The sequence below is a fragment of the Paractinoplanes bogorensis genome, assembly GCF_018829635.1.
GTDB classification, from domain to species: domain Bacteria; phylum Actinomycetota; class Actinomycetes; order Mycobacteriales; family Micromonosporaceae; genus Actinoplanes; species Actinoplanes bogorensis.
Genome location: NZ_JAHKKG010000004.1, coordinates 554,789 through 579,255 on the forward strand (window position 1 = coordinate 554,789; position 24,467 = coordinate 579,255).

A 24,467-nucleotide genomic window follows, 5' to 3' on the forward strand; every position below is an offset into this window, starting at 1 on the left:
AGCGTCCTATCGGTGAGCCGGGGCGAGCGCCCGGGCGACGTGGTCGGTGGCGGTGAAGGCGCCGTACGCGATGAGGCGGACCAGATCGGCCGGGCCCGGACGGGAGAGTTGCCACAGTCCGGCGTCGCCACGGCTGATCGCGGCCGGTGCGAACGCGGCCAGCAGGGCGATCCGCGTCCCCACCCGCTCGGCCGCCGGGAGGTCCCGGACCAGGTCGGCGGCCCATTCCGCGGGCCGGGCCGGGTGCCGCCCGTCCTCCCACCGGACGGTGGCCGCGACGGTCTCGCGACCGGCTTCGCTCAGCGACTCACCGCCGAGCGAGGCCGCGCCGCGCAACGCCTCGTAGGCGACGCCGATCGGCGTGGACAAGGACCAGGCCGGGGGCGGACTCACCGGCGCGGGCAGCAGGGGCAGGCTGCGGCCCGGTTCCGGGGCGGCGCGGGCGGTCCGGGCGACCAACCGGCCGCCGGTGGACCGCACGGTCGCGTAGCGCTGGATCCCACCGGGCAGCAGGTCGGGACCGAGCAGCGCCGAGACCATCCGGTTGATGAAGTGGAAGGCGAGCAACGTGCCGGTCAGCGGCGGACCGTACGGGCCGGTCCAGGCCGAGGCCCGCGGGGTGCGACTGGCCGCGGCCCAGCGGGCCAGCGTGGCGTGCCGTGGCCGGAGAGGCGGGTCGTCGCGGGCCAGGGTCTCGGCCAGATCGTGTTCGCCGAGGCCGTGCAGCATCGTGAGGTGCGCGTCGAGGCAGAACCGGCAGCGATTGGCCCGGGAGATGGCGGCCGCGACGATCTCGCGTTCGACGCGGCCGGCGTCACCGGCGAGCAGCGATTCGCGCATCAGCGCCCAGCTCGCGGCCATGACGTCCGGGGCGGGGGAGAGCGCCCGGAAAGTGGGCACCGGTCCGAGGAAGTCCTCGCGCAACTGCCGCTGCACGAGCGCGGCCAGACCGGTCGCTTGTGGAGGGTCGAACAGTCGGTAGGTCATGGATCCGATGCTCGGCCCGGGTATGAGCGAAAGCGTCCGGCCGCCGCAGGCAGTTGCGCACGGCCCGGTACTGCGTGCGCAGTACGCCACAACTACCGCGCAAGTGGGATGCCCGTCGAGGACCGGCCGTCCTACAGTGCGGGGGTGCGCCCGGACCTGCCGTACCTGATTGCCGGCGCCGCCCTGGGCGGCCTGCTGCTCGGCAACGCCGCCTTCGCGCCCGACGCCGGCCCGGTGCGGGCCCTCGACGTCGTGCTGGTCGTCCTGATGGCCGCGGCGGTGAGCGTTTGCCGTCGTTTCCCGGTGCCGGCGCTCATCGTGGTGACCATTTCGATGCTCGTCCTGCACATCCGGGTGCACGCCGGAGTGGCCGCGGCGTTCCCGGTGCTCGGTCTGGTCTATCTCACCGCCTGGCGCGGCCTCCGGGTTCCCGCGGCCGTGGCCAGTGTGGTGTTCCTGACCGGGTTCCTCGCGCGTGACATCACGGCCGCGCCGGCCGGGCTGACCGGGGAGCCGCTCGTCGAGCGCACGTCGCTGCTGCTCGGCTGGTTCGTAGCGGCCAATGTGGCCGGTCTGGTGGCCGGGCAGCGGCGGGCCTACCTCGAGCAGGTCGAGCAACGGGCGGCCGACGCCGAGCGAACGCGCGAGGAGATGGCGCTGCGGCGGGCCGGCGAGGAGCGGTTGCGGATCGCGCGCGACCTGCACGACTCGCTCACCCACAGCATCTCGGTCATCAAGGTGCAGGCCGGGATAGCGGTGCACCTGGCCCGGAAACGCGGCGAGGATCCGCCGGCCGCGCTGCTGGCCATCCAGGAGGCGGGCGGCGCCGCGATGCGCGAACTGCGCGCGACGCTCGATGTGCTGCGCTCACCGTCCGATCCGGACGGTGTCGGGCTGGCCCGGGTCGGCGAACTGGCCGAACGGACAAGAGCGGCCGGCATTCCCGTACGCCTGACCGTCGCGGGCGATCCGGCCGACGTGCCCGCCGCGGTGGACGAGGCCGGCTACCGGGTCGTGCAGGAGGCGCTCACCAACGTCGCGCGGCACGCCGGACCCGCCACGGCCGACGTACTCGTGGAGTACGCGCCGGCGAAACTGACCGTATCGATCACCGACGACGGTGCGAGCACCCTGACACCGGTGACACCGGGCGTCGGACTGATCGGAATGCGCGAACGCGTCACCGGACTGGGCGGCGAACTGCACGCCGCGCACAAAGAGCCGTGCGGTTTCGCCGTACGGGCAACGTTCCCGCTGAACGGCGCGACGTGATCCGGGTTCTGATCGCCGACGACCAAGCGCTGATGCGGGCCGGGTTCCGGGCCCTGCTCGAGGCCGAGGACGACCTGGAGGTCGTGGGGGAGGCGGCCGACGGCAACGCGGCCGTACGGCAGTGCCGGCTCCTGCGGCCCGACGTGGTGCTCATGGATGTGCAGATGCCCGGGCTGGACGGTATCGAGGCGACCCGCCGCATCGCCGCCGAACCCGGGCTGAACGCCGTACGCGTCCTGATCCTGACCAACTACGGCCTGGACGAGTACGTGTTCGCCGCGCTCCGGGCCGGGGCCAGTGGGTTCCTGCTCAAGGACGCCGACCCGGCCGACCTGCTGCAGGCGGTCGCCGTGGTGGCCCGGGGCGACGCGCTGCTCGCCCCGGCCGTCACGCGCACCCTGATCAGCGAGTTCGTCACCGGGCCGCCACCGCCCGACCCGGCCGCCGGGCGCGACGTGCTCACCGGCCGCGAGCAGGAGCTGGTCGGGCTGGTCGCCCGCGGGCTGACCAACGACGAGATCGCCGCCCGCATGGTGATCAGCCCGCTCACGGCCAAGACGCACATCAACCGCGCGATGACCAAGCTGCACTGCCGCGACCGCGCACAACTGGTCGTCTGGGCCTACGAGTCCGGGCTGACCGCACCGCGCAAGAGAGGCTGACCGCACCGCGCAAGACAGGCTGAGCGCGCCGCACAAGAAAGGGCTGAGCGCACCGCACAGGAAAGGGCTGAGCGCACCGCACAAGAAAGGGGCTGAGCGCACCGCGCAAGAGGGGCTGACCGTAACGCGCAAGAGGCTGAGCGTCCCGCGTAAAGAAGCCGGGCGTCCCGCGCAAAGAAGCCGAGCGGGACGCAAGGAACGCGCAGCAAAAGGCCGTCAGTCGGCGATCGGGCGGGACAGCGTCGCGATGATGCGATCGATCTCGCCCAGGACGAATGCCGCGAGCCGCCGCTGCGCGGTGATGGCGTCCGGATCGGTCTCCTCCAGATCGCCGAGCACCACGATGTTCTCGTCGTTCAGGTGGTGGCCGGCGCCGTGTAGTTGAAACTTCCCAGGATCACCAGTTGCTCGTCGATCACCATCAGTTTGTGGTGCACCTTGCGGACACCGTTGCCGGGCGTGTTCTCGTACAGGGAAGCGCCCTTGACCTTGAGGGGGACGGTGGCCGCCCACTTCTGGCTGCCCTGGCCGCGATCGAGTATGCCGCGCACCGGAATGCCGGCCTTGAGCAGCCAGAACATCGTGTCGTCGATGCCCGAGGACTGAGCGAAGGTGAACATCGCGAAGTCGACACGGTGCGAGGCCTTCAGCATCTGCTTCATGATTTCCATCTCCGGCCCCTGGTGCGGCGCGAAGACCGGTTTGACCCGGATTCCGCCGAGCCGGAACTCCCGGGGACGGGGTTCGCGCCGTTCGTGCAACTCACCGAACGTGCCGCTGCGCAAACGCTCGAATTCGCGCACGTACAGGCCCGTCGCCGTCTGCCCGCGCAGGATCAGGATGTGGTTCAGGTTGTTGCCCGCGGCGCCGTTGCGACCGGTGTCGGTGAGCGTGAAGTTGGTCGACCCGGTGAGCACGGCCGCGGTGGGCGCGCCCGGATCCCGTACCAGAAACTTCTGGTGGAAGATTTTCGGATTCAGATCGGTGACCAGGTCGACGCCGGCGCGCAGCAGGGCCGCGTGGATGACCCGGTTCTCCTCGTTGTCACCGGCCAGGCTCCACGGGTCGGCGGCGGGCGGGTCCTCGACCAGGTAGTCGCCCTCGAGAATGATCTGCACGCTCACCTTGCGCGCCTTGGCCGCCAGGACGGCCTCGGCGATGGCCCGCGAGTCCAGTTCCTGCACGGCGATCAGCAACGTGTCGGTGGCGCCCGCGATGAACTCCCGGATGACCGCGTCGAGGTCGTCCGGGCCGCCCAGCACCGTCGGTCCCGTGTAGAACTCCACACTTCCCAGATCCAGCCCCATGACGATCAGTGTGGGCGTCCGCGCGGTGCGGCGATGTCAACTGCGCGACCCTTGGCGGGTGCTTTCGTCCGGAGAGTTGATGTGGCCCGGCCGGCTCATCGACCAAGCTGAGCGGGGCGCGGGAGAACGGGGACACATACATGGCACTCGTGACGTCGAGCAGGATCGATGCGGTCGACGAGGCGTACCTGGAACGGGCGGTGGCTCTGGCCTGGGATGCGCGCAAGCGAGGCGATCATCCGTTCGGGGCGTTGCTGGTCGCGGCGGACGGCACCGTGGCCGAAGCGCTCAATTCGACGGTCACCCAGGCCGACCCGACCGGGCACGCCGAGACCAACCTGGTGCGGGTCGCGGGTGGCTGGGGATTGCGCGTTCTGGGCGAAAGCACGCTCTATACGAGCACCGAACCGTGCGCGATGTGCGCCGGGGCGATCTATTGGTCGGGCATCGGGCGGATGGTGTTCGCCTTCGCGTCCGACGAGCTGAGCGCGATGGTCGACGAGGAGGAGGGCGTCCCGCCGCTCAACCTCTCGTCGCGTGAGGTGCTGGCCCGGGGCGGCCGGCCGATCGTGGTCGACGGGCCGGCCGGGCTGGCCAGTGCGGCCGACGTGCACCGGGGTTTCTGGCGTTGAGTGCCGGTTGCCCGAAAGGATGATCGAATTCGGCCGGGTGTGAGGATCGTCGCGTCTTTCCGGCTGTTTACCGGGTCACCGCCGGCGTGGTCCCGTACGTAGGCTGTGTGCCGCATGCCCGCGGACTCCCGACTCGGCCGTGAAGGACTTCGATGACAGCAAGCACCGCCACGGCCGTGGCGACCGACGGCGCGCCCGCCGCGCCGGCCAGGTCGCGCAACCGGTACATCGACACGCTTCGCGCGACCGCGATCATTCGTGTCGTCGTCTACCACGCGTTCGGCTGGGCCTGGCTGACCTGGGTGCTGCCCGCGATGGGCGTCATGTTCGCGATCGCCGGCTCGCTGATGGCCGCCTCGCTGGCCAAGGGCGGCACCCGCAAGGCGGTCTGGTCGCGTATCCGCCGCCTGCTGCCCGCGCTCTGGACGTTCGCCGCGGTGGCGCTGCCGATCATGTTCTGGCACGGCTGGTCGTCGTCCGATCCTGATCACCCGCTGCACAAGCTCAACCTGCTCTTCTGGATCTTCCCGCTGGAAGACCCGCCGGGCAGTTCGTGGGGCGAGCCGTTCTGGGAGGTGCTGTGGTATCTCCGCGCCTACCTGATCTTCGTCCTGGTCTCGCCGGTCCTGTGGTTCCTCTACAAGAAGCTCGGCTGGATCACCATCGCGCTGCCGCTGGCCGCCGTGGCCGCGCTGCACGTCACCGGGTTCCGCCTGCCCGACCCGATCGACGGCATCATGTGGGACTTCGTCACCTACGCCGCGTGCTGGATGGCCGGTTTCGCCCATCGTGACGGTCGACTGCACCGGCTCCCGGTCGCGGCCTGGGCGGCCGTCGTCACGGTGATCGGCGGCATCGGCCTGTACTGGCTGTTCACCCACCCGACCGACTGGGGCTTCGACCTCAACGAGGAGCCGATCGCCCGCACCATGTGGTCGCTCGCCTTCGTGCTGATCGTGCTGCGCTTCCGCCCGACCATGGACTTCCTCGACAACTTCAAGTGGCTGTCGGAGTCGGTCCGGGTGATCAACGCCCGCGCCATCACGATCTACCTCTGGCACTTCCCGCTGATCACGCTGGGTGCGCTCGTGCTCGAGCACTACCAGGTGCCGTGGGCGACGTTCCAGTACATCGTGTGGATGCTCGTGCTCGAGACCGCCATGGTGATCGTGGCCGTGCTGCTGTTCGGCTGGGTCGAAGACGTGTCGGCCAAGCGCAAGCCTTCGTTGTGGCCGCGCCTGGCCGTGGCGACTCCGGCTCCGGTGGCGGCTTCAACGTCAACCCCGGTTTCCCGTACGGCGTTGAGCCCGACCCTCCCCACACAGGCCCCCACGGCGTCGGGTCCCCAGGCGGGTCCGCAACCGGGTCCCCAGGCCGGCCCTCAGTCGGGTCCGTCCCGCGCTTACGACTACGGCCCGCCGACCGGGTCAATCCGTCGAGTCGACCCCGCACCGCCGGCCGCCCCGCCCGCGCGGCCCGCATCAGGCACTGTCTATGGGTCGGCGTCCCGCGGGGTTGCTCGCGTGGAGCAGCCCCCGCGGGACCAGTAGCTCAGCCCTTGATGCCGTTGACCGGTGGCACGGTGAGAGTCCGCTTCTTCGCCGTGCCACCGAGCACGATCTTGCGCAGTGACGTGTTGTTCGCCGCGCTCACCTCGCTCAGTTTGCCGGCCGGGTTGGCCTTCACCTGGATGTAGTAGGTGCCGTTGGGCAGCCCCGTGATGTCGAACGACTGGCCCGGCCGGTCCTGCGTGTAGGTGTCGCCGTTGCCGATGTCGAGCACCTCACGCACACCCACCGAGGTCTGCATGCCGCATGACGTGGACAGGTCGGTGTTGTTCGGCCGCCACTTGGCCAGCGGGATCGTGTAGTCGACGGCGTCGGTGTTGGCCAGGCAGAACGCCTCCTTGCCGCTGCGCGCGACCTGCTTCTGGTCCGCCTTGAGCAGGTTGTACTGCGCGAAGTCGGTGAAGTGCCAGTGGTTGTGACCGGCCCGCGCGTCCCACTCCATCGTCCCGGCCGGCACCGCGCCCACCTGGTTGCCGTCGGCGTCGAAGAAGTACTGGTACGCGTCCATCAGGCCCTGCCCGCTGCGCCGGAACCCGTCCACCAGCAGCGGCGAGTTGCCCGCGTTCCACACCGTCGCGCCGAAGTTGACGTACCACTTGTTCTTCGGCTCTTTGCTGAGCGAGATGCCCCAGGCGGGCAGCGACCGCAGGTCGGGCCGCGGTCCCGGGCCGGCCTTCTTGGTGACCGGGCGCTTGGTCGGCGCCTGGAACACCTGCGGGCCGTGCTGGTGCTCGTCCGTGCTCGTGGCTGCGCTCTTCCGGAGCGCTTCGGCGGAAACGCTCGGCTTGACCACGGACAGGTTGAGCGCCACGGTCGCGTCCTTGGCCGTCAGGCCGAACAGTTTCTGGTACGGCGGATTGACCACCACGGTCACCGAGTACTTCCCGACCGGCAGGTCGAACGGCTTCCCGTGGGTCGGCACGTCACTGGTCGACGCGCTCCAGCCCGCCTGGACGCCCCACACCGCGCCGAGAACGAACGGGTTCCCGTCGGCGCATCCGGTCGGATACGGCGTCTGGGCCGGTGCGTCGGGCCGGGTACGCACCGAGTCGTACGAGTTCGGGCAGAAGTTGGTCCAGTAGCGCCGGACCACCGTCCCCTTGGTGTTCTTGATCGTCACCGTGGTGAGCTGCTTGAGGCCGGCGAAGTCGGTGACCAGCGCCTTGGGCAGGGTCACCCGGTCGTCCCCGCGGATCAGCTGCGCCACGATCGGATCCGCGTACGACTTGCGCGTCGCCCGGATCTCCAGCGGCTCCCGCCCGGCCACGATGTTGAGCCCGAGATCCAGGTCGACGCTGAAGCCGTCCCCGTTGTCCCACCGCTCGGCCTTGATGTTCTTCCCGGCCGACACCAGCCGTACGCCGTCGGTGCTGGTCGCCGCGTCGGCCACCTGAACCCCGGCGAACGCCAGCCCGGCCGGCGTCACCAACGCGACGGCCGCCAGCGACCACCTTCGTACCCGTCCCACCACAAACCCCCCAGTGCACAGCCGATGATTGTGCGCTCACTAAATCGCTCACTCTGTGAGTCGGCTGTGAGACGGGCTGTCATATCCGTCGAATCAGTGACGTCGTGTCCGAAGCCCGACTCGTCCCGGGTCGCGTGCGTGGCTCATCTACTCTCGCGCTTGATCGGATCGACGGCCGTCGGTCCCGCGTTCGGTCTCGTGTTCGGCGGAGGAGTCGGGATGGCGTTCGGTGGCCAGGAGTGCCCGGATTGCAAGCGGCGCGTGCGCGAGCCGTTCGAAAAGACCGTCACCGGCCGGCTTGTCTGCCCCGACTGCGCCCAGGCCTTGTTCATGGGTACGGCGGCCGCGGTGACCACCGGCAACCTGGGCTCCGGCTACGGCGTCCTGGCCATGCTGATGCGCAAGATCCGCCGCACCGACCCCGACGGGAAGTGACCGTCCGCTGACCGTTGCGGTTGCCGGACGGAAGCGGCTCAGCGACGCCGGGCCCGGCGGGCCAGCACCAGGCCGACGCCGCCCACGGCCATCGCCGCGACCCCGATGGCGACCGCGGTGATGTAGGCGACCGGCGGCCCGTCCTCGGCCGCGGCGGCCCTGGCATCGGGTGCCGTGGCGTCGGGTGTGGCGGCATCATCGGTTGGGGGAGCGGACGACGATGGTGATGGCGGCGCAGCCGGCGTAGACGCGGCCGGCCGGTCGGGCAGGGGATAACGCTGGATCACCGGGTCCGTGCCGGCGTCCGATCGCTCGGAGACGGTCAGTAACGAGCGACCGTCCGCGCTGTACGTGACCGATTCGCCCTGGGGCTCGTCGGGCAGCGGGATCTGCCGGGGTTTCCCGGACGTGAGCGCACCGATCACATCGTTGTCCGTGACGTCGAACTCGAACGCGTCGGCATAGGTGCGCAGCACGACGTGGCGGCCGTCCGGCGAGGTCGCGGCGCCGGTGATGACCGCGCGGCCCAGGAACGAGAACGGGTTGCTGGTCGTGGTCATCGGCAGCGTGACCTCGCCCGCCTTCTCCAGCGGCGTCGTGGAGTCCCGGGTCAGCGCGGACTTCGGCCGGTAGATCCCGGCCGTCCCGCCGTCCTTGGTGACGACGATCGGGGTGCCGTCCGCGGTGACCAGCAGCGCCTCCGCGTCGTGGGCGCCGTCCGGATAGGCCATCCGGTGGAGGACCGGCCGCTTGGCGCCGGGGGCGAGCTTCCACACCGCGATCGTGTCGCGGCTGCCGCTGTTGTCGCCGATGTCGCCGATCCACAACGTGCCGTCGGCGCCGCGGGCCATGTCCTCGGTGTCGCGCGGCCGCGACGGATACGACAGGGTCCGGGTGACCTTGCAGCGTGCGTCCAGAAAGAAGATCTTCCGGCGGGCCGCGAAGTCCGAGCCGTCGTTGACCACCACATATCCGGTCCCGGCGGCCACCATGCCGGACAACTCGTCGAGTCGCTCGTCGCGGATCGTGCACACCGTCGCTGCGGCTGCGCGTTCGCTCATCTGCGCGCGATCGAGCTGCAGCAGCGACCGGTCGACCGGCGAGGCGGCGCGGGCGGCGGCGGCCGGTTGCGCGGCGATGACGGGTGCGGACAGGAAGCCGGCGGCGAGGAGCATGGAGAAAGCGCGCACGATGACCGATTCAACCTCCCGAGCCGACACAACCATCCGAACTATTGCAGGGATCAACCACTCGGGGCGGGCGCGGGTGCGGGTGATGACGCTTGGGGGCGTACGGGGAAATGGGTTTGACCGCGGTGCCGGGGCTGTTTCGAGACGGTCGGCGGATTTAACATCCTGGAGATGAGCCGCCCGACGATTTACGACGTGGCGCGCGAGGCGGGGGTGGCCGCCTCGACGGTGTCCCGTGCGTACGCCCGCCCGGGCCGGGTCAACGCGGACACCGCGCAGCGCATCTTCGAGGCGGCCGAGAAGCTCGGCTACCGCACCGGCACGGCGGCCCGGCGGCCCGAGCCCGGTGTCGTCCGCAACGCCATCGGCCTGGTCGTCGCCGACGTGACCAACCCGTTCTACGGCGACATCATCAAGGGTGCCTACGAGGCCGCCCGCGAGGCCGGCTACCAGCTGATCCTGTCGCACACCAACGAGTCGCCCAAGGTGGAGCGGCAGACCATCGAGCAGGAACTGGCCCAGGTCGACGGCGTGGTCATCGCCAGTTCCCGGATGACCGACTCCGCGCTGCGGATGGTGGCCAAGCAGAAGGCCGTCGTGCTGCTCAACCGGATCATCCCCGAGGCCAGTTGCGTGCTCAACGACGCCGAACGCGGCATCCGGCGGGCGGTCGAGCACCTGGCCTCGCTCGGGCACGACCGGATCACGTACGTCGCCGGGCCGGAGACGAGCTGGTCGGACGGCGTCCGCTGGCGGTCGTTGCGGATGGCCGCGGCCGACCTGGGACTGGAGGTGCGCCGGCTGGGCCCGTACGAGCCGACGGTCCTGGCCGGTCTGAGCGCCGCGCTGCGGGTGGCCGAACTCGACGCGACCGCCGTGCAGGCCTACAACGATCAGCTGGCGATCGGCATCGTGAAGGGCCTGAGCCGGCTCGGTGTGCCGGTGCCCGAGCAGGTCAGCGTGGTCGGCTTCGACAACATCATCTTCGACGAGCTGGTCGAGCCGCAGCTCACCACGATCGCGTCGCCGCTCTACCGGATGGGTTTCACCGGCATGCAGAACTGCATCGCGGTCGCTCAGGGCGCCAAGCCGTCGGGTCGTCCCTTGGTTCTTCCCGTACGCCTCGTCGTGCGCAATTCCACGGCCCGGGCGCGCGCGACGGTGCACGCCCGCCCGCCGTTGACGCCCCGGCCGCGCTGAGCGTCAGCGCAGTCGGAACAGCACCTCGCCGGCGCGCGGCACGACCAGGGTGTCCGGGTCGGAGGCGAACTCGCCGACGTCGATCGTCGCCGGGTCGCGGTAGCCCAGATTGACCGCACGGCACACCTCTTCCGGAATCCCGGTGGCCAGAGTGACCGCAACGCGCAGTTTCTCGACCCCGGTCTCCGCGTCGTAGGTGCCCGCACCGCGCAGATGTGTCGAATGCGCGAGCACTCCCCAGTGCACGTCCTTGAACCGGTCCCACTGCTTCACGAAGTAGTCGCGGCAGTGGTAGCCGATCTCGTGGATCTGCGGATGGCTGGTCGCGATCTCGCGGATGTGCGGCGCGTACAGGATGACCTCGCCGCCGTCGGCCACGATCGGCTCGACCTTGTAGAACCCCTTGGCCCCGGTCCAGATCTCGTCGTACATCTCGGGTACGAGCGACAGCACCCGCCGTCGCGGCCGGTCGAGGTAGGTCACGTGGGTCGCCGCGCTGATCTCGGCCGCGCTCGCCCACGACGCGATGCAGTCGCCGAACGAGATCGAGTGCAGCGCGCTTTCCTGAGTGTCAGCGGTGACCACGCAGAACGCGTACGTCTCGGCCGGTATCAGCGCCGCACCGTCGTTGATCAGCGCCCGCACCGGGGTGAGCCCGGTGGTCCCGATGATCTCGGCCGACGTGATCAGCGCCCCGAGCCAGTGCGACACGTCGATGATCTGCTGGCCGGCCACGCCCGGGAAGAAGTACTTGTTCCCGCCCGACATCCCGACGACCTCGTGCGGCAGGACCGGCCCGACGACGAGCGCGATGTCATGGTCGACGACGGCGCGGTTGAGCATCACGGGCACGTCCCCGCTCATCCGCCCGCCGGACAGCTCCTCGATCCGCGCACTCGGAATCGTCCCCAGATTGGCGAACGTCTCCGGCTTCCACCACTCGTGGTTGATCACCTCGGTGCCCGGATAGACCCCGACGTGCGCGCGCAGCGCCTCCTCCGACATCGCGCCGTGCGTCCCCAGCGCGATCAGCACGGTCAACCGCGACACCCGTCCGTGCAGCGCCCGGTGCACGGCGCCGACCAGCAACGGCAACGGGCACGTACGCGTGGCGTCCGGCACGAGCACGCACACGCTGCGCCCGTCCACGTCGAGCCCGCCGAGCTGCTCCACGACGAAGCCGGTGACCTCGTCGTCGCTGAGCACCCTATCGGCGCCACCGACCCGGGCCGCCCGCCCTTCGATCACGGATGTCATTTCTCGTCCCTCCGCGAAAAGCCTTGCACAGTTCAGTCGGTGACGCGGCCGGAAAGTGTCCGTCGTGCCCACGCGAACGACATCTCGTGCGACTCGAGCTTCGACGCCACCGACGGCTCGTCCACCTCGATCATGAAGTCGCCGTCGTACGACTCGGGAATGGCGGCCAGCACGGCGTCGAAGTCGACCACGCCCAGGCCGGGCTCGGCCCACAGCCGCTTGGACGCCGTGGCCTCGCGGTACGAGAGGGCCGAGCCGGTCAGGTGGTCGGGGAAGACGTCCTTGATGTGGATGCCGCCCATCCGGTCGGCGTAGCGCCCGATGAAGGCCGCCGGATCGATGCCGGCCCACTGCAGGTGACCGGTGTCGGGCCCGACCCCGATCACGCCGGGACCGAGGTCGTCGAGCAGGCGGGTGATCTCGTGCTCGGTCTCGAACACGCCGCCGATGTGGGAGTGGTGCAGCGGCCGCAGCCCGCCGGCCTTGAGCGCTTCGCACACCGCGCCGCACATGTCGATCGCGCGGGCGAGCCGGCCCTCGTCGAAGCCGGCGCCGACCGCCGGTTGTTCGAGGCGCTCGGGAACGGCCATCGAGGAGACCATCGTGCGGTCCAGACCGAGCGCCACCTGGTCCTCGGCGAAGTGCTTGGCCTTCTCCACCTCGCCGGCGACTGTGACCGTGTCGTCGAACGGGGAGTTGAACAAACTGAGCGACGGCGACAACCCGTATCCGCCGATCCACGCCCGATAGTCGGCCGCCGTCATGCCTTCGGGCACGTCCGCCTTGACCGCCGTGAATCCGATGGCGTGGAAGTCGGCGAACGCCTCCTCGAAGACCTCGCGCGTCTTGCCCGCCGACGCCCAGTACGGGATGGGGTTGGCCGCGATCCTGCTCATTTGAGCACCACCGGCCGACCGGTGCGCGCGGATTCGTACGCGCCGGTGATGACCGCGATCGACTGCCGGTTGGTCTCCAGGTCGACCCGCAATGTCGCGGTCCCGGCCAGGGCGTCGAGGAAGTTCAGGTATTGCAACCGGTGCGCGTCGGACAGCGATCCGGGGTTGCTGCCCGCCGTGGCGACCTCCTCGCCACCGGACAGCGCCTGCGTCGTGCCCATCAGCTTCTCCTCGATCGGCGCCCCGGCCGGAGTGGAGTGGAAGAACGCCAGCGTGTCGTTGTCGATGACGGCCGACCCGCGGTCACCGTGCACCTGCAGCCGGGCGCTCAGTCCCGGGTAGGCCGACGTGGTCGCGTGCAGCACGCCGAGCGCGCCCGACTCGAAACGAACAACACCGACCGCCACGTCCTCGACCTCGATGCGTTCGTGGGCGAGCGTTCCGGCGTACGCGAAAACCTCCACCGGCCGCCCGAGCGCCGCCACGAGCAGGTCGACCGTGTGCACGCCCTGGTTCATGAGGGCGCCGCCGCCGTCCAGTTCCCAGGTGCCGCGCCAGTCGCCGGAGTCGTAGTAGCTCTGCCCGCGCCACCAGTCGATGGCCGCGATGCCCGACGTGACCCGCCCGAACTCGCCGGCCTCGATCGCGGCCAGGGTCTGCTCGGTGGACGGGTCGAACCGGTGCTGCGAGATGACGGTGACCAGCGTGCCCGCTTTGTCGCGAGCGGCAATGATTTCGTCCGTACGGGCCACGGTGGTCTCGGCCGGCTTCTCGATGATCACGTGTTTGCCCGCCTCGAGAGCCTCGATCGCGACGGCGCCGTGCAGGCCGGTCGGCGTGCACACGACCACGACGTCGATGTCCTCGGCGGCGAGAGCATCGGACAAAGCGCTGTAGGGGCGTCCGCCGCGGGAATCGGCGAGTTCCGCCGCGCGCGAGGGGACCACGTCGACGACCGCCTTGAGAGCAAGACGAGAGGCGAGCTGACTCATCACGAGCCCGTGCTGTTTGCCGATGACACCCGCACCGACCAGGGCGAACGAAGGGACACTCATGCGTACTCGATCTCCTCGGTGTCGAGCAAGCCGGTGAAGGCCCGCCACGCGGTCGTGAACAGTTCCGGCCCGCTGAACCCGCCGGTGGCGTGACCGCCGGCGAGGTGCGGTTCGAGCGAGAAGAACCCGTCGAACCCGTCGTGCCGCAGCGCCCGGACGGTGGCGGCCAGCTCGCCGTCGCCCTGCCCGGCCGGCACCACCGAGTTGTCCGCGAACAGCGCGTCCTTGATCTGCATGTACTCGATGTGCGGCCGCAACTGCGCATACCCGTCGGTGTACGGGCGCACGCCGACCTGCACGAAGTTGGCCGGATCCCAGGCCAGCCGCAGGTACGGCGAACCGACCGAGCGGATCAGGTCGAGGCACCGGCCGGGCACGTCGCCGTAGATCTCCTTCTCGTTCTCGTGCAGCAGGATCAGGTCGGCCTCCTCGGCCACCCGCACCAGAGCGCGCATCCGTTCGATCACTTCCGCGCGGTGGGTGGCCGGGTCGTCGCCGGCCGGCATGAAGAACGAGAAGATCCGGATGTACGGGGCTCCGAGCAGCCGGGCGACCTCAGCCGCGTGCCGCATCCGGTCCAGGTGCGGCGCGAAGTCCTCGGTGATGGCGATCTTCCCGATCGGCGACCCGATCGAGGACACTTTCAGCCCGTACGCGGAAAGGGTCTTCTTGACCGTCTCGAGCTGATCGGGGGACAGGTCGAGGATGTTGACGTCCCAGGCGCTGCGCACCTCGACGTATTTCAGGCCGAGGCCCTGGACGACCTCGCACTGCTCGGTGAAGTCGGGGGAGATCTCGTCGGAGAATCCGGAGAGAGTCCACATCGGCGGTGCCCTTCCTCAGTGGTGGTAGATCTCGTCGATCAGGTGCTGCGCCTTCAACGCCTCCTGAGGTCCGATCCAGAACGGCGCCGGGTCGTCGAGCGAGCGGTAGAAGTCGGCGATGAGCAGTTCGTGCGAGGCGCCCCAGTAGGCCCGCCCGCCGCCGTCCGGGGCGAGCTCGGCGATCGTCTCGGCCCGGCCGTCGGTGTACGTCACCGTCAGGTCGCCGCGGACGAGCAGAGTTGCGCGTTCGGTCACTATCTCGATCGTCACGGGCGAGTCGACCGCGTTGGTCGTGGTCGCGAAGAACACGCTGCGCGTGCCATCGGCGTGATCGAGCACCATGTGCGCAGTGTCCTCGACATCAACCGAGCCACCACCGGCCACGCCGCCATATCGACCGGCGTGGCCGCGGACCGAGGTGACCTCGCCGAGCAGCCATTGCAGCAGGTCGAGCGTGTGGATGGCCTGGTTGATCAGGACGCCGCCGCCCGAGCGCCGCCGCTGCCCCCGCCAGCGCCGGGCGGCGTAGTAAGCGGCGTCCCGGTGCCACAGCACGGACGCCGAACCTCCGCGGACCGCGCCCATCTCGCCGCTCCGCAGGAACTCGAAGAGGGCCTGGGACGTGAGGTTGTACCGGTTCTGCAGGCACACCCCGACCTTCAGCGCGGGGTGGTCCTTGACCGCGGCGACCAGCCGGTCGGCCTCCTCGAGGGTGTGCGCGACCGGCTTCTCCATCAGCACGTGCACGCCGCGTTCGAGGGCGGCCAGCGCGACCGGCACGTGCTGGTCGTGCGGTGTGCAGATGTGGACGACATCGGGCCGGACCTCGTCCAGAAGTGCGCGGTAGTCGCCGCGCGAATCGCACACTCCGACGAGCGTGGCGCCCAGTTTCTCGATCGCCGCCAGGTGCACGACCGACACGTCGCCCAGGCCGACGACGGCCACCCTCACTTCACACCGCCCGCGGTCAGGCCGCCGACCAGGTAGCGCTGGAACGTCAGATAGAGCAGCACGACCGGCAGCGCGCAGATGAGCGAGGCGGCCATGGTCTGCGAATAGACGGGCAGCGCGCCGCCCTCCTGCGCCGAGCCGAGGATGGACAAGGCGACCGCGGCGGTGTGCGTTTCCGGCCGGGTGAGCACCGAAGCGAACAACACGTCGTTCCATCCGAGCAGGAACGCGAAGATCCCGGACACCACGATGGCGGGCAGGCTGAGCGGGAAGATGATCTTCCACAGGATGATGATCGTGGACGCGCCCTCGGTGCGGGCGGCCTCCTCGAGCTCGCGCGGCAGCCCGCGCAGATAGGTGACCATCACCCAGGTCGAGAACGGCAGCGCGAACGTCAGGTAGGCGATGAACAGGCCCCAGCGCGTACCGATCACGGTGATGCCGAGGTAGTTGCCGGCCGACGAGAACAGCACGAACACCGGCAGCAGCATGAGCGTGCCGGGGATGCTCTGCAGGCCGACCAGACCGCGCAGGATGGTCAGGCGGCCGAAGAACGTGTAGCGGACCAGAACGTACGCGGTGGTGGTGCCCAGGATCGCCGACGCCACCGCGGTGAACGCGCAGACGATCAGGCTGTTCAGGATGCCGCTGGACAGGTCGGCGGTCCGCCAGATCCGGCTGTAGCTGTCCAGGCTCCACGAGCTCGGCCAGAATTCGCCCGACGCCACGCCCACGTCGCTGTTGAGCGAGGCGAGCACTATGTAGAGCACGGGGATCAGAACGAGCGCGACGAGCACGGTGGTGAGCGTGGCGAGCAGCCACCGGGGGAGCAGCCGGGTGGCCTCCAAAGAGGCGGATGTGCTCACTTACGGCCCCCTTCCTCATGCACGTCCAACCGGACCGCGCGCAGGTAGACGAACAACGGGATCGCGATCAGCACCAGCGACAGCACCGCCATGGCCGCGCTCAGCCCGAACCGCAGGCTCTGGAAGCTGGTGACGTACACGATCATCGGCATCACGTTCACATCGTCCGGGGCCGGCGCCCCGAACAGAACGAACGGCAAGGTGAAGTTGTTGATGTGATTGAGCGTCGCCAGCAGGCAGGCGAGCAGCACCGGCCCGCGCAGGTAGGGCAGGATCACCCGGGTCAGCTTGGGCCACCAGGTCGCGCCGTCCACCGCCGAGGCCTCGTGCACCTCGTGGTCGACCGACTGCAGGGCGGCCAGCGCCATCAGATAGATGAACGGCCAGGCGGCCCAGATCTCGACCAGGATCAGCGTCCAGTACGAGCGCGGCCCGCTCAACCACAGCCCGCCGTCGACACCCACCTTGGACAGCCACGCGTTCACGATGCCGTCCGGCTGGAGCATGGTGCGCCACACCGAGGCGACCACGAACGACGGCAGCACGTACGGGATCAGGAAGGCGGCCCGCACCAGGCCGCGCCCCCGGTACTTGTTCTGCGTGACCAGCGCGGCGGCGATGCCGATGGGCACGGTCGCGAGGGTCGAGAGCACGGCGAACGAGACGCTGATCCAGATCGAGTTCAGCAGGCCCGAGCTGAACGACTCGACGTAGTTGCCGAGCCCGATGAACGGCGCCTCCACCCACCGCCGCAGCGTGTACTGGTCGAGGTCGATCAGCGAGATCCACACGGCCAGGATGAGCGGCAGCACGATGACCACGGTCATCAGCAGCCCGCCCGGCGTGAGCAGCCACAACGGCCGCTGACGCTCGGTCACACCCTTTCGCCGTACGTGTTGAGGTGGCGCTTTCTGCTCGGGAGGTGCGAGGGTGGCCATCTATTTGGCCCTGTCCAGCGAGGTCTGCGCGGCCTTCTGCGCGTCGGCGATGCGCGAGTCGAGCTGCGCGGTGTTCAGCGGGCCCTTGGTCAGTTCGGGCAGGGTCTGCACGGCCACGTTGGTCAGCGCCAGCTGAATGTCGGCCCAGGCCCCGGTGAACGGGGTCGCGACCGATTTCTTGGCCGCTTCGGTCACCGGCTCGAGCTGCGCGTCCGACGCCAGCGACTGCAGCGCGGCCGCGTTGGCCGGGAGGTTGCCGAATTTCTTGTAGTAATCGAGCTGCGCGTCGGAATCGGTGACCAGCTTGACGTACTCGAAAGCGAGATCCTTGTTCTTGGAATAGTCGGCGACGAGCAGATTGTCACCGGAGAGGATGCTGGCCGCCTCGACCCCGTTGGCCGGTCGTGAGGTGGCGCCGGGCGGCACGGTCGGCAGCAGTGCGAACTTCCACTTGCCCTTCACCGCGCCCTGTTCCAGCGAATTGCTGGCGGTCGTCGTGGTGAGCAGGAAATAGCCGGTCTTGCCCTTGGCGAAAGCGGCCAGCGCCTGCGGGTTGGTCCAGCCGATCGCCGCCGGGTCGACCACCTTGTCGTTGGCCAGCCAGCCGAAATAGGTCTGGTACGCCTTCTGCACGGCCGGGTCCTGCAGCTTCGCGGTCTTGCCGTCGACCAGCGGGTTACCGGCCTGGGTGGACATGCCCCAGACGAACTTCCACGGGTCGAAGTTGTCCTTGTAGGCGACCGCCAGTCCGTACTGGTCGCCCTTGGTCAGCTGCTTGGCCTGCGCGGTCAGCTCGTCCCAGGTGGTCGCCGGCTTGTCGATGCCGGCTGCCTTGAGCAGGTCGGTGTTGTAGGCCATCACGAACGGGCGGCTGACCCACGGAATGCCGACCTGGTTCTGCTCGTCCGGACCCGAGATGCCGAGCGTGGCCGGGTTGAACTTCTCCTTGCCGCCGATCTTTCCCCATTCGTCGTCGCCCATCTTGACGAAGGCGCCGGTCGAATAGGCGGTCGGGGTGAACGTGGTGCCGACCGCGTAGACGTCGGGACCGGAACCGGAGACCACGGACGTCTGAATCTTGGTCAGTTCGTCGTTGGCGCTGGCAAAAGTCTCGAATTTCACCTCGGCGCCGGTGGCCGCCTTAAACTTGGTGCTGATGTCCTTCTGCCAGGCCGCGAACTCGTCGGGGTACTGGGTGTTCGCTCCGATCAGCACGTTGAGCGTCTTGCCCGCCCCGCCGCTGCCGCCACCCTCGTCGTCGCCGCCGCACGCGGCCGTACCCAGCGCCAAAGCCGTCACCGCGGCCAGCGCGACAAAAGATTTTCTATTCATGAGCGTCTCTCCTAATTTGGGGAGTGATCGGGGTCACTGTGTGCCGCCCGTTAACCTCCGCGCAATCAGTTGCACTTTGTTGCCGTGCCGCCCAGGCAACTCGTGGCAACTGATTGCGCGTTCCGCGCGAACACACCGAGGCTCGGGCCCATGGCTGCTCTGACGTTGCACCCCGACCGGCTGCTGCCCGCCGACCCCGGGGTCCGCTCGATCGCCCGCCGTCTCTACGAGCAGGTCGCCGGGTCGGCGATCATCAGCCCGCACGGGCACGTCGATCCGCGGCTGATCCTGGACGACGAGCCGTTCGCCGACCCGGCGTCGCTGTTCATCCAGCCCGACCACTACGTGACCCGGTTGCTGCACGCCGGCGGGGTGTCGCTGACGGCGCTCGGGGTGGGGGAAGGGCCGCTCTCGTCCGAGCGGTCTCGCGAGGCGTGGCGGCTGTTCTGCGCGAACTGGCATCTTTTGCGCGGCACGCCGGTGCGGTTCTGGTTCGAGTCGTCCCTGGCCGACGTGTTCGGGGTCGACCAGCGGCCGTCGGCCGGCAACGCGGACACGCTGTACGACCTGATCTCGGAGCGGCTGGCGTCTCCGGAGTTCCGGCCGCGCGCCCTGCTCTCGCGGTTCAACATCGAGTTCCTGGCCACGACGGACGACCCGGCCGACGACCTGGCCGCCCACCGCGCGCTGCGCGACGACCCGGCGGTGGCCACCCGGATCGCGCCGACCTTCCGCCCCGACCGGTACCTCGAGATCGGCCGGGCCGGCTGGCCGTCCACGGTCAAGGAACTCCACGGCGACACCGGTGACTACGCCGGCTACATCGCGGCCCTGGAGGAACGGCGGCGCTGGTTCGTGTCGCAGGGCGCGGTCTCGGCCGACCACGGGCACTTCGACGCCGGCACCGAGCCGCTCGAAGTGAGCGAAGCCGAGCGCATCTACCGGTCCGCGCTCGCCGGCACGGTGACCCCGGCGGAAGCGACCGCGTTCCGGCGGCACATGATCTTCGAGATGGCCCGCATGTCGTGCGACGACGGCCTGGTCATGACCGTGCACCCGGGCATCTGGCGCAACCACCACCCGGACACGCTGGCCGGGTTCGGGCCGGACACCGGGCACGACATCCCCGTACAAGTGGAAATGACCGCGGCTCTGCAGCCGCTGCTGGAGCGCTTCGGCACGCACCCGAACCTGCACCTGGTGCTCTTCACGGTCGACCCCGACGTGTACAGCCGTGAGATCGCGCCGATGGCCGGGTTCTATCCCGCCGTGTACGCCGGTGCCCCGTGGTGGTTCCTCGACAACCCGAGCGAGATCCGGCGCTTCCAGCACGCCGTCACCGAGATCGCCGGGTTCAGCCGGATGTCCGGGTTCATCGACGACACCCGCGCCTTCTGCTCGATCCCGGCGCGGCACGACATGTCCCGCCGGCTCGACGCCGGCTTCCTGGCCGAGCTGGTCGCCACCCACCGGCTCGACGAGGACGAGGCGCTCGAGACGCTGACCGCGCTCGTCACCACCCAGCCCCGCGAGGTGTTCAAACTGTGAGGCCGATCCGGATCGTGCACCTCGGGCTCGGCGGGTTCTTCCGCGCCCACCAGGCCTGGTACACCGGCGCCGCCTCGGACGACTGGGGGATCGCCGCGTTCACCGGCCGCTCGGCCGGGCTGGCCGAGGCGCTGACCGCGCAGGACGGCCGCTACACGCTCGTCGTCCGCGGGCCGTCGGCGGACGAGCTGCAGGTGCAGGAGGCGCTGGTCGCCGCCCATCCCGGCAGCGACGCGTCGACCTGGCGTGACCTGGTGGCGGCGCCCGGGACCGCGATCGTCACGCTCACCATGACCGAGGCCGCCTACGCGCCGTCCGGCGTGGTGGCCGACCGGCTGGTCAACGGCCTGGCCGCGCGCCGGCTGGCCGGATCCGGTCCGCTGGCCGTCGTCTCGTGCGACAACCTGCCCGGCAACGGCGAGGTGACCGCGCGCGTGGTGCGCGACCTGGCGTCCCGGCTCGACCCGGCGCTGGACGACTGGATCGCCGGCCACGTGTCGTTCGTGACCACGATGGTCGACCGCATCACGCCCCGCACCACCGGCGACGACATCCGCCAGGTCGAGTCGGCCGGCGGGTGGGCCGACGCCGCCCCGGTGGTGACCGAACCGTTCACCGAGTGGGTGCTGAGCGGCGAGTTCCCGGTCGGCCGCCCGGCCTGGGAGAACGCCGGGGCCCGGTTCGTCGACGACGTCGTGCCGCACGAGACGCGCAAGTTGCTGCTGCTGAACGGCGGGCATTCCCTTCTCGCGTACGCCGGGAGCGCGCTCGGTCATGAATCGGTGGCCGACGCGGTGGCCGACACCCGGTGCCGGACCTGGCTCGACGAGTGGTGGGACGAGGCGTGCCGGCACGTGCCGCTGCCCGCCGGCGAACTGACCGCCTACCGCGCGGCCCTGCTCGACCGGTTCGCCAATCCGCGCATCCGGCACACGCTCGCGCAGATCGCCGCGGACGGCTCGCAGAAGATCCCGATCCGCGTGCTGCCGGTCCTGCGCGGCGAACGAGCGGCCGGACGCATGCCGGTGGGCGCGGCGCGCATCCTGGCCGCGTGGATCGACCACCTGCGCGGGATCGGGGCACCGGTGGCCGACGCGGGCGCGCAACCGTTCGCCGACCGCGCGGGTTCCGCCCGTGACGTGCTCACCCTGCTCGCCCCGGATCTGGCCGGCGACGACGACCTCGTCAAGACGGTGGAGTCACTGCTCCGGGCGTAGCTTCTCGGGCAGGGCGGCGCCCACGACCAGGCCCGCCCCGCTCGCGGCGGCGTAGGCGTCCAGCAGGACCAGACGCTCCGGGCGATCCTGGCGGCGGGCCAAGGCGGCGACGTCGTCGAACTCCGGCATGACCTGCACGACCAGGCCGTCGCGATGCGCGACCTTGACCGGGATGCGCGTGTCGCCCACGGTCACGTCGGCGAACAGCCGCTCCAGCGCCACCTTGCCGCGCGGGCTGTGCCGGACACCGATTGTGCTGGTGTCGCGGAAGATCTGATCGCGCAGCGCACCGGCCAGACCGGGCGGGCACAGCACGTTCAGGGTGTGCGCCGGGCGGCCCTTCTTCATCACGATCGGCACCAGCCAGGCGTCGGACGCGCCCGCGGCCAGCAGACGGGTCAGGATGCCCGGCCACAACCGCGGATCCAGGTCGTCGACGTTGGCCTCGAGCAGCAGGGCCGACTCGGTCGGCGTGTACTCCTCGGCCGATGCCGTCCGGGTGGCCGCCGGGACCCCCTCCACCGCGCCGACCAGCACCCGTACGGCATTGGCCCGGCCCGCCGGATCACGGGTGCCGGCCCCGACCCCGATCGACTCGAGCACCATCGGCGGCAGCGGCTCGCACGCCCGCGCGAACGTCCGCAACAGCGCCAGCCCGGTCGGCGTGGCCAGCTCGCCGTCGCCCCCGGCCGACACCTGCCAGCCCCGGGCCAGCTCGGCCACCGCGGGCACCGGCACCGGCAGACGGCCGTGCGTGGTGCGCACCGAGCCCGAGCCGAGCGCCACCGGCCCGGCCGAGACCGTGCTGACGTCCAGGTCGGCCAGCGCGACACAGCAGCCCACCACGTCGGCGATCGCGTCCAGCGCCCCCACCTCGTGGAAATGCACGTCCTCCGGCTTCATCCCGTGCACCCGGCCCTCGGCCTCGGCCAGGGCGGTGAACACCGCGACGGCCGTACGGGTGCCCGGTCCCGCCCGTTCGAGCATCTCGCGCACCTCCCGCCAGGTGCGGTGCGGCGGATCGTCGACGAGCGGCTCGACCTCGGCCTTGAGCGCGCGCAACCCGCCGCGGGTGACCTCGCGGGTCTGCACCCGCACGGTGCCGCCCGACACCAGGTCGACCGCCGACTGCACCGCGGTGAGCGAGGCCCCGGCGTCGAGCAGGGCGCCCAGCAGCATGTCGCCCGCGATCCCGGCGGACGCGTCCACCCACGCGTGCCGCCGCGTCACGGCTGACCCGGGGCGGCGGCGATCTGCGCCGCGAGATGGCCCGCGCCGTATCCGTTGTCGATGTTCACCACGGCCACTCCCGGAGCGCAGGCGTTCAGCATGGTCAGCAGAGCGGCCAGACCCTCGAAGGCGGCGCCGTATCCGACCGAGGTCGGGACGGCCACCACCGGCGCCGCGATCAGCCCGGCCACCACCCCGGGCAGCGCGCCGTCCATCCCGGCCACGACCACCACCGCGCGAGCCCGGCGCAGCAGCTCGACGTGGGCCAGGACGCGGTGCAGCCCGGCCACCCCGACGTCGACGACGAGGTCGGTCGCGCGGCCGAGATATTCCGCGGTCAGCGCCGCCTCGCGGGCCACCGGCAGGTCGGAGGTGCCGGCCGCGACCACGACGACGCGCTCACCGGTCGGCGCGGGCGGGTCCGGCGGCCAGGCGACCAGCTTGGCGATCGGGTCGTGAAAGGCATCCGGCAGCACCGCCCGTACGGCGTCCGCATGCTCCTGGTCGGCCCGGGTGAACAGGGTGACGCCGGTGTGGTCGCGCAGGGCTTGGGCGATGCCTTTCACCTGCTCCGGGGTCTTGCCGGCGCAGTAGACGGCCTCGGGGTAGCCGCGCCGCTTCGTCCGGTCCAGGTCGAGATTCGCGTACGAGGAGAGGTCGGGCTCAGCCACGGTCACCGTCTTCTGGCGGGTCGGTGAACGCGCTGGTGAAGGCGCCCGACTGGATGCCGGTCAGGTCGAGCGTGACGAACCGGAAACCGGCCTCGCTCACGGCCCGGCGGACGTGCTCGCGCATCGGCTCGCTCACCGCCCGGACGAGGTCGCCGGCGGGCAGCTCGACCCGGGCGATCTCGCCGTGATGGCGGACCCGCAGGTCACCGAACCCCAGCCGGCGCAGCGCGGCCTCGGCCTGCTCGACCTGGCTCAGTTTGCGCGGGCTGACGATCTGGAAGTGCGGGATCCGCGAGGCCAGGCAGGGCGCGGCCGGCTTGTCGGCACACGGCAGGTCGAGGGCGCGCGCGATCCGGCGTACGGCCGCCTTGTCCAGCCCCGCGGCGGCGAGCGGGCTCAGCACCCGATGGGCCGCGGCTGCCCGCGCCCCGGGCCGGTCGTGACGGCGTACATCATCGGCGTTCTCCCCGTAGGCCACGGCGTCCAGCCCGTGCTGAGCGGCAAGGTCCGTTCCGATCACCGTGAACAGCTCGTCCTTGCAGTGGAAACAGCGGTCCGGACCGTTCGCCCGGTAGGCGTCGCGCTCACCCTCGTGCGTTTCCACCTCGACCACCGGCACGCCGATGTGCGCGGCGACCGCGTGCGCGGCCGTCCGCTCGTCCGCGGCCAGGCTGGGCGACACCCCAAGGATGGCCAGTACCCGTCCGGGGCCGAGCGCGCGGGCGGCCAGGGCCAGCAGCACCGACGAGTCGACGCCACCCGAGAAAGCCACGCCCAGCCGGGCGACGCCGCGTATCTGCTCGGTGACCTCCGCGACGGCCGCGGAGACGTCAGAGGAGTCCGGATTCGTCACGCCGCTATTCCACGCTGTCCACCTGGGGCCATGGCAAGAGGTTGCCACTTGTTGCGGTCCGGCGTCGGCGATGGGCGAATTTCGGCCGGTCCGGCCGACCGGCGCGGT

The 24,467-nt window shown here is 70.3% G+C and carries 24 protein-coding genes; 8 read left to right on the forward strand and 16 right to left on the reverse strand.

Annotation, left to right across the window (positions count from 1 at the left end; genetic code table 11):
* Positions 1-6 precede the first annotated feature (6 nt).
* Positions 7-987 carry a carboxymuconolactone decarboxylase family protein gene (locus KOI35_RS14375; RefSeq protein ID WP_215787502.1) on the reverse strand — a complete coding sequence of 327 codons (981 nt, stop codon included), beginning with the start codon at positions 985-987 and terminating at the stop codon, positions 7-9.
* A 144-nt stretch (positions 988-1,131) separates the two neighbouring features.
* On the opposite strand from KOI35_RS14375, the gene KOI35_RS14380 reads away from it, so the two are divergent.
* Positions 1,132-2,259: a sensor histidine kinase gene (locus tag KOI35_RS14380; protein WP_308120971.1), complete on the forward strand. Its 1,128-nt coding sequence runs from the start codon at positions 1,132-1,134 to the stop codon at positions 2,257-2,259.
* A complete protein-coding gene (locus tag KOI35_RS14385) occupies positions 2,256-2,921 on the forward strand; it encodes a response regulator transcription factor (RefSeq protein WP_215787506.1) in 666 nt (221 codons plus the stop codon). The genes KOI35_RS14380 and KOI35_RS14385 overlap by 4 nt, the downstream gene beginning before the upstream one ends.
* A 216-nt stretch (positions 2,922-3,137) precedes the next feature.
* Here the strand turns inward: KOI35_RS14385 and KOI35_RS48395 are convergent, their stop codons facing one another.
* Both KOI35_RS48395 and KOI35_RS14390 read right to left on the reverse strand, forming a co-directional pair.
* Positions 3,138-3,263: a hypothetical protein gene (locus KOI35_RS48395; RefSeq protein ID WP_281420088.1), complete on the reverse strand. Its 126-nt coding sequence runs from the start codon at positions 3,261-3,263 to the stop codon at positions 3,138-3,140.
* 14 nt (positions 3,264-3,277) lie between these two features.
* Positions 3,278-4,228, reverse strand: coding sequence for a phospholipase D-like domain-containing protein (locus KOI35_RS14390; RefSeq protein WP_215787508.1), 951 nt, complete (start codon positions 4,226-4,228; stop codon positions 3,278-3,280).
* 140 nt (positions 4,229-4,368) lie between these two features.
* On the opposite strand from KOI35_RS14390, the gene KOI35_RS14395 reads away from it, so the two are divergent.
* A complete protein-coding gene (locus tag KOI35_RS14395) occupies positions 4,369-4,860 on the forward strand; it encodes a nucleoside deaminase (RefSeq protein ID WP_215787509.1) in 492 nt (163 codons plus the stop codon).
* A gap of 152 nt (positions 4,861-5,012) precedes the next feature.
* A complete protein-coding gene (locus KOI35_RS14400) occupies positions 5,013-6,410 on the forward strand; it encodes an acyltransferase family protein (protein ID WP_215787511.1) in 1,398 nt (465 codons plus the stop codon).
* A gap of 1 nt (position 6,411) precedes the next feature.
* Here KOI35_RS14400 and KOI35_RS14405 read toward each other — a convergent pair whose 3' ends face one another.
* Positions 6,412-7,896, reverse strand: coding sequence for a lysyl oxidase family protein (locus KOI35_RS14405; protein ID WP_308120972.1), 1,485 nt, complete (start codon positions 7,894-7,896; stop codon positions 6,412-6,414).
* 219 nt (positions 7,897-8,115) lie between these two features.
* Between KOI35_RS14405 and KOI35_RS14410 the strand changes: the two genes are divergently transcribed.
* Positions 8,116-8,331: a hypothetical protein gene (locus tag KOI35_RS14410; protein WP_215787529.1), complete on the forward strand. Its 216-nt coding sequence runs from the start codon at positions 8,116-8,118 to the stop codon at positions 8,329-8,331.
* Between the two features lie 38 nt (positions 8,332-8,369).
* Here KOI35_RS14410 and KOI35_RS14415 read toward each other — a convergent pair whose 3' ends face one another.
* On the reverse strand, positions 8,370-9,521 hold the full coding sequence (locus KOI35_RS14415) for a hypothetical protein (RefSeq protein WP_308120973.1): 1,152 nt from the start codon (positions 9,519-9,521) through the stop codon (positions 8,370-8,372).
* 171 nt (positions 9,522-9,692) lie between these two features.
* Here KOI35_RS14415 and KOI35_RS14420 point away from each other — a divergent pair, with 171 nt between their 5' ends.
* Positions 9,693-10,721, forward strand: a complete 1,029-nt coding sequence (locus tag KOI35_RS14420) for a LacI family DNA-binding transcriptional regulator (protein WP_215787534.1) — start codon at positions 9,693-9,695, stop codon at positions 10,719-10,721.
* 3 nt (positions 10,722-10,724) lie between these two features.
* On the opposite strand, the gene KOI35_RS14425 is transcribed toward KOI35_RS14420, so the two are convergent.
* Genes KOI35_RS14425 through KOI35_RS14460 form a run of 8 tightly spaced genes read right to left on the reverse strand, consistent with a single transcriptional unit; the run spans position 10,725 to position 18,840 of the window.
* On the reverse strand, positions 10,725-11,978 hold the full coding sequence (locus KOI35_RS14425) for a lactate racemase domain-containing protein (RefSeq protein WP_215787536.1): 1,254 nt from the start codon (positions 11,976-11,978) through the stop codon (positions 10,725-10,727).
* A gap of 32 nt (positions 11,979-12,010) precedes the next feature.
* Complete coding sequence (locus tag KOI35_RS14430) at positions 12,011-12,874, reverse strand: sugar phosphate isomerase/epimerase family protein (protein ID WP_215787537.1); 864 nt, start codon at positions 12,872-12,874, stop codon at positions 12,011-12,013.
* Complete coding sequence (locus KOI35_RS14435; protein WP_215787539.1) at positions 12,871-13,929, reverse strand: Gfo/Idh/MocA family protein; 1,059 nt, start codon at positions 13,927-13,929, stop codon at positions 12,871-12,873. The genes KOI35_RS14430 and KOI35_RS14435 overlap by 4 nt, the downstream gene beginning before the upstream one ends.
* The gene (locus KOI35_RS14440) at positions 13,926-14,753 is read right to left on the reverse strand and encodes a sugar phosphate isomerase/epimerase family protein (protein WP_215787540.1); all 828 of its coding nucleotides are present in this window, start codon (positions 14,751-14,753) and stop codon (positions 13,926-13,928) included. Before KOI35_RS14440 ends, KOI35_RS14435 begins: the two co-directional genes overlap by 4 nt.
* Before the next feature lie 15 nt (positions 14,754-14,768).
* Complete coding sequence (locus KOI35_RS14445) at positions 14,769-15,698, reverse strand: Gfo/Idh/MocA family protein (RefSeq protein ID WP_215787542.1); 930 nt, start codon at positions 15,696-15,698, stop codon at positions 14,769-14,771.
* A gap of 2 nt (positions 15,699-15,700) precedes the next feature.
* Positions 15,701-16,570 carry a carbohydrate ABC transporter permease gene (locus tag KOI35_RS14450; RefSeq protein WP_215787544.1) on the reverse strand — a complete coding sequence of 290 codons (870 nt, stop codon included), beginning with the start codon at positions 16,568-16,570 and terminating at the stop codon, positions 15,701-15,703.
* The gene (locus tag KOI35_RS14455) at positions 16,567-17,448 is read right to left on the reverse strand and encodes a carbohydrate ABC transporter permease (protein ID WP_308120975.1); all 882 of its coding nucleotides are present in this window, start codon (positions 17,446-17,448) and stop codon (positions 16,567-16,569) included. Before KOI35_RS14455 ends, KOI35_RS14450 begins: the two co-directional genes overlap by 4 nt.
* A gap of 60 nt (positions 17,449-17,508) precedes the next feature.
* Positions 17,509-18,840 carry an ABC transporter substrate-binding protein gene (locus tag KOI35_RS14460; RefSeq protein ID WP_215787548.1) on the reverse strand — a complete coding sequence of 444 codons (1,332 nt, stop codon included), beginning with the start codon at positions 18,838-18,840 and terminating at the stop codon, positions 17,509-17,511.
* A 150-nt stretch (positions 18,841-18,990) separates the two neighbouring features.
* On the opposite strand from KOI35_RS14460, the gene uxaC reads away from it, so the two are divergent.
* Both uxaC and KOI35_RS48905 read left to right on the forward strand, forming a co-directional pair.
* Positions 18,991-20,388, forward strand: a complete 1,398-nt coding sequence (uxaC, locus tag KOI35_RS14465) for a glucuronate isomerase (RefSeq protein ID WP_215787550.1) — start codon at positions 18,991-18,993, stop codon at positions 20,386-20,388.
* The gene (locus KOI35_RS48905; protein WP_308120976.1) at positions 20,385-21,605 is read left to right on the forward strand and encodes a mannitol dehydrogenase family protein; all 1,221 of its coding nucleotides are present in this window, start codon (positions 20,385-20,387) and stop codon (positions 21,603-21,605) included. The genes uxaC and KOI35_RS48905 overlap by 4 nt, the downstream gene beginning before the upstream one ends.
* On the opposite strand, the gene larC is transcribed toward KOI35_RS48905, so the two are convergent.
* The 3 genes from larC to larE are packed head-to-tail and all read right to left on the reverse strand — an operon-like array spanning position 21,588 to position 24,359.
* Entirely contained in the window at positions 21,588-22,835 is a 1,248-nt protein-coding gene (larC, locus tag KOI35_RS14475; RefSeq protein WP_308120977.1) for a nickel pincer cofactor biosynthesis protein LarC, read from the reverse strand. The genes KOI35_RS48905 and larC overlap by 18 nt on opposite strands.
* Positions 22,832-23,506 (reverse strand): nickel pincer cofactor biosynthesis protein LarB, encoded by a 675-nt coding sequence (gene larB / locus KOI35_RS14480; RefSeq protein WP_215787552.1) that lies wholly within the window; start codon positions 23,504-23,506, stop codon positions 22,832-22,834. The genes larC and larB overlap by 4 nt, the downstream gene beginning before the upstream one ends.
* Positions 23,499-24,359, reverse strand: a complete 861-nt coding sequence (larE, locus tag KOI35_RS14485; protein WP_308120978.1) for an ATP-dependent sacrificial sulfur transferase LarE — start codon at positions 24,357-24,359, stop codon at positions 23,499-23,501. The genes larB and larE overlap by 8 nt, the downstream gene beginning before the upstream one ends.
* Between the last annotated feature and the right edge of the window lie 108 nt (positions 24,360-24,467).